At 48.9% G+C, this 7257-nt stretch carries 6 protein-coding genes; all 6 read right to left on the bottom strand.

The genetic code is table 11. The features are described 5' to 3' along the window. Nucleotides 1–173: 173 nt before the first annotated feature. The gene (locus ABHN01_RS24620) at nt 174–1145 is read right to left on the bottom strand and encodes a sugar phosphate isomerase/epimerase family protein (RefSeq protein ID WP_429877730.1); all 972 of its coding nucleotides are present in this window, start codon (nt 1143–1145) and stop codon (nt 174–176) included. Next, nucleotides 1142–2320, bottom strand: coding sequence for a Gfo/Idh/MocA family protein (locus ABHN01_RS24615; protein WP_429877729.1), 1179 nt, complete (start codon nt 2318–2320; stop codon nt 1142–1144). The genes ABHN01_RS24620 and ABHN01_RS24615 overlap by 4 nt, the downstream gene beginning before the upstream one ends. A 25-nt stretch (nt 2321–2345) precedes the next feature. Beyond that, nucleotides 2346–3344: an ABC transporter permease gene (locus tag ABHN01_RS24610; RefSeq protein WP_429877728.1), complete on the bottom strand. Its 999-nt coding sequence runs from the start codon at nt 3342–3344 to the stop codon at nt 2346–2348. After that, nucleotides 3325–4824 (bottom strand): sugar ABC transporter ATP-binding protein, encoded by a 1500-nt coding sequence (locus tag ABHN01_RS24605; protein WP_429877727.1) that lies wholly within the window; start codon nt 4822–4824, stop codon nt 3325–3327. The genes ABHN01_RS24610 and ABHN01_RS24605 overlap by 20 nt, the downstream gene beginning before the upstream one ends. A gap of 66 nt (nt 4825–4890) precedes the next feature. Further along, entirely contained in the window at nt 4891–6075 is a 1185-nt protein-coding gene (locus ABHN01_RS24600) for a Gfo/Idh/MocA family protein (RefSeq protein ID WP_429877726.1), read from the bottom strand. 23 nt (nt 6076–6098) lie between these two features. Continuing rightward, nucleotides 6099–7257 (bottom strand): substrate-binding domain-containing protein (locus ABHN01_RS24595; protein WP_429877725.1); only part of this gene is annotated, 1159 nt, incomplete at its 5' end.

The following is a 7257-nucleotide window of genomic DNA, read 5'->3' as shown; positions in this document are numbered from 1 at the left end:
GTACAAGCTCATATCGCTCCGGCAAATGGCCGAAGCCTTCATTTTGATCAGCACTTCACCCGGCCCGGGAACCGGAATCTCCACTTCACGTATTTCTACTCTCTTGTTACCTGAAAAAAAGGCAGCTTGCATCGTCATACGTTGTCCCTCCTGCACTTCCAGTGAATTTCTGTTTATGCCCACCATAATTCGGCCGCTTTGTCATCGAATACGTTTCGTTTAAGTAATGAAATGGCTTTGCCTAATCCTTCATCAATGGAAGCCAGCATATCTTCATGTTCAATGGAGATGACATAGTCATACCCGACCGCACGAAGTGTACTGATGATATCCTTCCACATTTTTTCGTCATGACCGTATCCGACGGACCGGAATGTCCATGAACGATCCAATATTTCACTGTAATGCTTTGTATCCAGGACACCGTTGACCTTGATATTGGCCTGATCAAGGTACACGTCTTTCGCATGGACATGATGGATGGCATCTTCACGGCCAAGTTTTTTGATCGCTTCCACAGGATCAATGCCCTGCCAGATGAGATGGCTTGGGTCAAAGTTGGCACCGATCACCGGGCCCGCATGCTCTCTCAGCTTGAGGAGCGTTTCTGGATTGTACACCACAAATCCCGGGTGCATCTCCAGGGCGATTCGTTCAATCCCGTGAAGCTGTGCGAAGGCTGCTTCTTCCTTCCAGTAGGGAATGACGACCTCGTTCCATTGCCAATCAAGCATGTCCTTGTACTCAAGCGGCCAGGCACAAGTTACCCAATTCGGATATTTGGCGTTCAGATGATCTCCCGGACAGCCTGAAAAGCCGTTGATAACAGGGACCTCCAGCTTTTCAGCGAGCAACACGGTTTTTCGCCAGACATCATGCGCCTCTTTTGCTACATGAGGGTTTGGATGCAGCGGATTGCCATGGCAGCTTAATCCGCTGATTGTCATCCCTCTCGTTTCCAGTGCCCGTTGGAAAGCGCTCAGCTTATCAGGATCATCCAGGAGCTCATCCGTATGGCAGTGGCTGTTTCCTGGAAAATTGCCAGTGCCTAACTCAACTGCATCAACGCCTGCTTCCGAAAGCTTGGTCAGCATTTCTTCAAACGAGAGATTCTGGTAGAGGAGGGTAAAAACACCAATTTTCACGAAAAGACCTCCTGACCGGCTCCAACCTTCACCCACTTTTGATGCTCATGGCTTTTCAAAATGGCTTCAGTGATGTACATGGACCGGTGGCCATCCTCAAATGTGGCAAAATTGATCTCAGCTCCGGATGTTTGTCCATCACGGATAGACTTGTAAAAGTTCAGCATCATATTTTTCAATGCATCGGGCCACCCTTCGTTATGTCCGCCCGGATGGTGGATGGATGACTTGGCATCCGCCGAGAAGAGGGCAGGATCCGCCAAAAGGACCTCATTGGCACGATTACGGTGCCCAATCCACAGCTTCTCCGGCTCCTCCTGATTCCAATAGGCGGAACGCTTACTGCCGTTCAGTTCAAAGCTTAACCGGTTCTTCCGTCCTGCACTGACCTGTGAAACGGTGAATACGCCTTTCGTTCCATCATTAAACCGGACGAGGACCGAAGCATAATCTTCCGTATGAATAGGTACATTTTCGTAACTTTCATCTTCTGTTTGCTGACCGCCGCCGAATGTCGAGACATTCACCACCGGTTTTTTCCTTACTGGAATGACAGTGGCCAAGTCCGCAAATACTTCCACGATTTTTTTCCCGGTCACATATTGAACCGTGTCGCACCAATGGGATCCAATATCGGCTACCGCTCTGGATCTTCCCCCTGCATCCGGTGCCAATCGCCAGTTATAGTCTGTATCGAACAGAAGCCAGTCCTGCAAATAGCTCCCGTGCACCAGGTTCACCTTTCCGATTTCATCGTTCTGGACCATCGTTTCGAGCTGTTTTAAAACCGGAAATTGGCGGTAATTGAAGTTGACACCGTGAAAAACCTTCTTCTCCGTGGCCAATGCCAGCAGTGCTTCCGATTCCCTGCTGGACATGGCCAACGGCTTTTCTGACAATACGTGCTTTCCGGCCAAAATGATGTCGCGGTTGATCTCGAAATGCAGATGATTCGGTGTGCAGTTATGGACCACCTGGATTTCCTTGTTTTTCAGCATTTCACGATAATCGCCGTAAGCATTTGGAATGCCAAGCTTCGCTGCTTTTTCTTCAGCCGAATCCTGGCTGCTTTCAGCCAGGGCATACACCTCAACAAAGCCAAGACGTCTGATGGCTTCAATGTGGGTGGGCCCAATAAAGCCTGTTCCTATGATGCCAACCTTTATCTTTTCCACTCTTCATGCTCCTTTGCGCTTCTTGTTAATTTTTCATCGCTTTCTTTCCAAAGGCTACAGCCAGGATGATGATGAGTCCCTTAATCATCATTTGCTGGCTGACATCCAGACCCATGATGATTAATCCGTTGTTAATGGTTCCGATCATCAAGGATCCAATCAATGTCCCGATCACGGTACCGACCCCGCCGAAAAGACTCGTCCCGCCAAGGATAACCGCGGCAATAACCGATAGTTCATCACCATCACCGAACGTATAGCGTCCTGCATGCATGCGACCGGCGTAGAGAATTCCGGCAAACCCTGCTGCCAATCCTGTTCCCAGAAAGACCATCATTTTAATGCGATGGGTTTTGACCCCGGAAAATCTTGCGGCGCTTTCATTTCCGCCGGTGGCGAGTGTCTGCCGGCCGAAGGAGGTTTTTCTCAGAAGAATATGAGCGGCAACAGTGGCCAGCAATGTCCAAACTAATAGAATGGGAACGGAACCAATATCCCCCGAACCAAACAGAAAGTTAAAGGCAGAGTTGATGATGGGCACTGGAGCCGTATCGGTAACCCACATAGCCATCCCTTTAACGATCCCCATCATCCCGAGAGTCACCAGAAACGAAGGAATGACAAACCTGGTGACTAATAAGCCATTAATCAGTCCTACGATAAGCCCTGTACCAAGGCCTGCCACAAGTCCGCCAAGCATTCCGAAGCCGGACTGGATGGCAAGCGCAGCAGTTAAAGAAGCAAGTGCGGTGGTTGATCCTACGGAAAGGTCGATTTCTCCCGTACTGATGACAAAGGTCATCGCCACACCCATGATCGAGATCATGGCTGTTTGTCTGGCGATATTCAACAGATTATCCGTTGAAACGAAGCCTTCATCGAACAGAGAAATGGAAAAATAAATCAGGACCCCGATGAATGCAAAATAAACAATATAGTTTCTCCAATCTAACTTTTGAACCGGCCGCGGCTGGCTTTTGCCAAAGACAACCCGGCCCGGAGCATTAATTTCCTTGGATGGCATGCTGAAGCTCCTCCTCTGAATGGATTTCTGTTCTTCTTAATTCCTTCACGACCTGGCCATTGTGCATGGCGATGACCCGGTCGCTAAGCGCCATTAGTTCGGGGAATTCTGACGATATAACCACGATTGCTTTACCGCTGTCAGCTAGCTCGCGGATCACATCAATGATTTCGGTCTTTGCACCGATATCCACCCCGATCGTAGGCTCGTCCAAAATCAAAATCTCGGGATTGTTTGCCAGCCATTTGGCAAGAACGATTTTTTGCTGATTTCCACCAGACAGTAAACGGGACGTCTTAAAGATATCGTCGGTCTTAATCCTCAGCTTCTCGACAAAATGGCTGGCCATTTCGTTCGCTTTGGCCTCATCAAGAACCGGCCCCTTTTTTAATTTTGATAAGATTGGTAGAATAATATTTTCTTTGACGCTGTGCTCAAGGATTAACCCCTGCATGCGGCGGTCTTCTGGAATGAGGGCCAATCCGGCATCAATCGCATCGGGAGCCGTTTTGATTGTTTTCTGCTCCCCGTTAATGAGGATCTCTCCGCCTTCTTTCGCGTCGATTCCGAAAATGGCCCTCGCCATCTCTGATCTGCCACTGCCCATCAATCCCGCAATACCAAGAATCTCTCCCGGAAATACCTTGAAGCTGACATCTTTTACTTTTGAACCGGCTTGCAGGTTTTTGACTTCCAGGACAGGAGTGACTTCGGTTGAATACGGCCGTTCCTTCCATTCAAAGGCCTTGTTGGAATCCCTTCCGACAATGTGCTGGATCACGGTGTCCAGATCCGTGTCCCTGCATTCCTCAGTGGCAACAAACTTCCCGTCCCGCAGCACGGTGATCCGGTCACATATTTCAAAAATTTCCTCCATCCGGTGAGAGATGTAAATAATCGCATATCCCTTGTTTTTCATCCTTTGAATAAAGGAAAAAAGGATCTCTGTTTCTTTTTGGGTCAGGGAGGATGTCGGTTCATCCATCACAAGAATTTTGGTTTCCTGGGACAGGGCTTTCGCAATTTCCGTCATCTGCCAGTATCCGACGCCAAGATTACCAACCATATCATTGGGGTGGATGTCCACGTCCAACTCCTCGAGAAGCTTTTCTGTTTCCTCGATGCATTGTTTATCATTAAGAAGCCCCAGGGAAGTTTTCGATTCCCGTGTCAGGAAAATATTCTGCGCGACCGTCAATGACGGAATCAGGCTGAATTCCTGAAAGATCATGGAGATGTAGTTGTTTCTGGCGTCATCCGTATTACGGATCTCTACTTTCTTCCCATCGATAAAAATATCGCCCTGGTCAGCTGAATAGACGCCGGTTAATATTTTCATCAAGGTTGATTTGCCTGCGCCGTTTCCACCCATCAGCGCATGCACTTCACCTTTCTTTACTGAAAAACTCACAGAATCCAGAACAGTGATTCCGTTAAAGGACTTTGAAATATTCTCCATCATAAGCAATGGCTGTTCCACGCACTCACCCTCTTAGTTAATAAGGACTGCGTTAAAACGGCAGCCCTTATCGAATTTCACTTCAGTTTATTTCACTTCGGAGAGTTCCTTTGCCACCGTCACCCATTGGCTGTTTTCTGCCGATTGAAGAATCGCATCGGCAATGGCTTCGATTTTGTAGCCGTCATGGAAGTTTGGTGAAACGACAGTATCCTCTGTGATTGATTTGAAAAAGTCATAGGTTTCAATGATCTTGGTTTCCCCGTAGCCGATACCCAGTGCCGGTATTGGCCATAATCCTTCGCCATACGGGTGATTCGGCCCTGTGTAAACGGTACGGAACCCTTTTGCGTCTCCCGGATCATCCGAGAAGCATACTTGCAGTTCATCACGGCGTTCGTAATTGAAGGAGAGAGAACCTTTTTCGCCATGTATTTCAAACGTTAGGTAATTGTTTCGTCCCCAGGCATTTCTGGTCGCTTCAATGGTTCCAATCGCGCCCTGGTCGAATTTCACCATCGTAATGAATTCATCGTCTACATCCACAGGGCTCTTTGGAACGTCAGCGCCACCTTTTACGTTCCCGAGACTGTCTACACCTCCGGTTTGAACCGGTCGTTCAGGAATCCATGTTTTCGTTACAGCATTCACATCTGTAATTTCGCCGACAAGGTAACGCGCAAAATCAACGACGTGTGTTCCGATATCACCCAAAGCACCAGATCCGGCAATCTTTTTCTGGAAGCGCCATGAAAGCGGGGATTCAGGGTCAGCTGACCAGTCTTGCAGATACGTACCACGGAAGCTTAGAATCTTGCCGATTCGCCCTTCTTCAATATATTTTTTCGCCAATGCGACAGCAGGAGTTCTTCTGTAGTTAAAAGCAACCATGTGTTTCACACCGGCTTCATTTACGGCATCCAGCATTTCTTTTGCTTGCTCGGCGCCGAGCGCCAACGGCTTTTCACAAATGATGTGTTTACCAGCCTTGGCCGCTGCGATCGCGATTTCGGCATGGGTATGGTTGGGCGTGACAATATCGATTACATCGATTTTCGGGTCGTTCACTACTTTTCTCCAATCCGTTTCATAGTGGTCGAAGCCCAGCTTCACTGCTGCGTTTTTTGCCAGTTCCTCTGTCACATCAACGATTGTGTGACGGTGGGGAACCGCCGGTGCAGGCCAAAAGAACATCGGCATGCCTGCATACGCCAGTGCATGCGCTTTTCCCATAAATCCTCCGCCAATCATTCCTACGTTTAATCGTTTCATTTCAATCATTCCTCCTGTGTTTTTTATTTTGCAGCATCCTTGATAACATCTGGGGTGTCCGCCCCGTACACCAGTCTCCAGGATTCCAATACGTTATCCTTTGTTACCTTTACAGCCGGTGCAGCTACATAGGTTGGCGCTTTCTTTCCAATCATCGCATAACCCGCCAGCATCGCTTCCGCTACTCCCTGGTCGTAAGGCAACTGGGCCCCAAGACCTTTCACGATGCCTCCGGAGGCAATTTCCAAGCCCACATTCGTTCCAAGATCGGTGGTTGTGACGACGAGGTTATCCTTGCCTGCCGTCCGTGCAGCAGCCAGTGCCCCTTCAGCCGGCACGTCCCAGATGACAAACAGTCCATCAAGGTCACGGTATTTGGTAAGCATTCCGGAAGCGACCTTTTCGCCATCATTCGGTCCTGAAATACCCGCTCTGGCTGCAATTTTAATCTTCGGATATTTTTCCTTGATCGTTTTTTCGAACTCATCGGACCGCTGCTTGGTGACAAAGAAATCAGCATCATGATAGATTACGCCGATTTTGCCTTTTCCGCCCAGCTTCTCGCCCATTACCTCTGCTGCGGCTGCACCGTTTCCGGAATTGTCACCCGACACGACGCTGACATAGTCTTTTCCAGGCTTTAAGTCATTTGCAACGCCATCCACAAACACGACCTTTACACCAGCATCCGCCGCTTTTTTGAAGGCTCCGGCGGTTGAAACGCGGTCAACCGGAACACTCACGATAATATCAGGCTTTTTTGCCAGGACCGTCTCGATGTCCGATACCTGCTTTTCCGCTTTAAATTGAGCATCGGTTACGGCAATAACCTTCACGCCCATCCGTTTAAAGGTCGCTTTAAGCGCCCGAATCTGGGCTGTGGAGTAGTCGTTTCCTGTGTAATGCATGACAATGGCTGCTTTATAGTTCCCTTTTTTGATCTTGGCAATCTCGGCCTCCGTCAGCTTCAATGTTTTGGCGGAAACCGCTTTTTCGCCATAAGGCCCCTTCCCTAAAATCTCTTTGTCTTCAATCTTCGGGTTGATCGTAATCGGACCGGATTTCGGCGCTTCCTGTGTCTTCAGATCACTGGTTTCACTTTGTCCATTGGCACTCGAATTTGCGTCTTGCTTTCCGCAGCCGGTAAGCACCAGCATGCCGGCCAGGGCGGCAGCCGTTAGA

It is taken from the genome of Fictibacillus sp. NRS-1165, assembly GCF_050468105.1.
In the GTDB taxonomy this organism is placed as follows: Bacteria; Bacillota; Bacilli; order Bacillales; family Fictibacillaceae; genus Fictibacillus_C; species Fictibacillus_C terrinigri.
This window is presented reverse-complemented; position numbering and strand designations above follow the sequence as displayed.

Coding starts and splice junctions, on each gene's coding strand:
- ABHN01_RS24610 (WP_429877728.1), bottom strand. CDS start 3,344: ATGCCATCCAAGGAAATTAATGCTCCGGGCCGGGTTGTCTTTGGCAAA.
- ABHN01_RS24600 (WP_429877726.1), bottom strand. CDS start 6,075: ATGAAACGATTAAACGTAGGAATGATTGGCGGAGGATTTATGGGAAAA.